General features: G+C 44.9%; 1 protein-coding gene. It reads right to left on the bottom strand.

Going from position 1 to position 1,196, the window contains the following annotated elements:
- A partial coding sequence (locus R7P35_RS25145) for an RNA degradosome polyphosphate kinase (protein WP_318093121.1) occupies positions 1 to 1,143 on the bottom strand: 1,143 nt, incomplete at its 3' end.
- Positions 1,144 to 1,196 lie beyond the last annotated feature (53 nt).

Here is a 1,196-nt window from a genome sequence, read left to right as displayed (position 1 = left end):
CATCAAGCGAGAGTCTTTGGCTACGCGGTAGATATTAATTTTGATGCTGAGCACTTTCGGGTCAAAGGATGCCTGGCGAACCAATTCACCAATATGGTCAAAGGTGTGATAAGGGTAGTAGAGCAGAATGTCTTTGGCTTTGATGGCTTCGAAACTGTTGGCGTAACCTTCAAAGTCTGCACACTTCATTGGTGGCATAGGTTTGTTTTCGAGGTATTCTCGCCCGACGTTTGGAAAAGCGATGAAATCTTTGAAGTTGTGGTAGCGTCCACCTGGAATTAGGTTGTCGTAATTGGAAATTCTTAGTTTGCTGCACAAGAAGTCGAGCATCTCTTGCGGCATTTCACGCTCATACACAAAGCGTACTGGCATGGCGGTTAAACGTTGGTTTACACCTGCTGACATTTGCTCTAGCAAGCTGTATTCGATTTCATTACGCAAGTCGTACTCTGCATCACGCGTCATTTTCATCGCGTAGCCTGCGAGCTCATCATAGTCGAAAAAGCCTTTAAAAAGCTCGTCTAAACAGTATCGGATGATGTTATCAAGCAGGATGATGGTCTTACGGCGTTTGCCTTTTTGCTCTGGCACCATCACGAAGCGTGGCAGGTGGTCGGTTGGAATTTCGATGAGAGCGTATTGAGAGTGGTCTTCTTTGCGCAGTTCGACGGCGATGTAAGCGTATTCGTCTTTGAGGAATTGCAGCACGTCGATTTCATCTTTCATCAACAAAGGCGTGATATGTGGCATGACTTCTTTGCGGAAGTATTTGGTGATCCACTTTTCCTGCGCTTCATCGAGTTGATGCTCATTGACCAAGAAAATGCGACGCCGTGCCATTTCTCTAATTAATTCACTGTAAAGTTCGTCGAATTGTTCGTTAAGCTTAAGGGCTTTGGCTTGCATCTTACTCAACAGACGCTTGGAGTTGTCACTCCCTCCTCGCTCTTGGTTGATCAAAATACGACGTTTCACATCAGCGAAGCGCACTTTGTAGAATTCGTCGAGGTTGTTGGAAAAGATCCCAAGAAAACGAATACGCTCGATCAACGGAACGGTTTTGTCGGCCGCTTCTTGTAACACTCGTTCATTGAAAGATAACCAACTAAGCTCTTTTTCTATATATAGTTTTTCTGCGCTCATAACCTAGCCTAAAGTGAAGTAATCGTACTGATCATGGGGATAAACAGACGAGT

The organism is Vibrio sp. Vb0304, assembly GCF_033338995.1.
Taxonomy (GTDB): domain Bacteria; phylum Pseudomonadota; class Gammaproteobacteria; order Enterobacterales; family Vibrionaceae; genus Vibrio; species Vibrio alginolyticus.
Note: the sequence above shows the minus strand (reverse complement) of the source record. Positions and strands in the feature narration are given on the sequence as shown.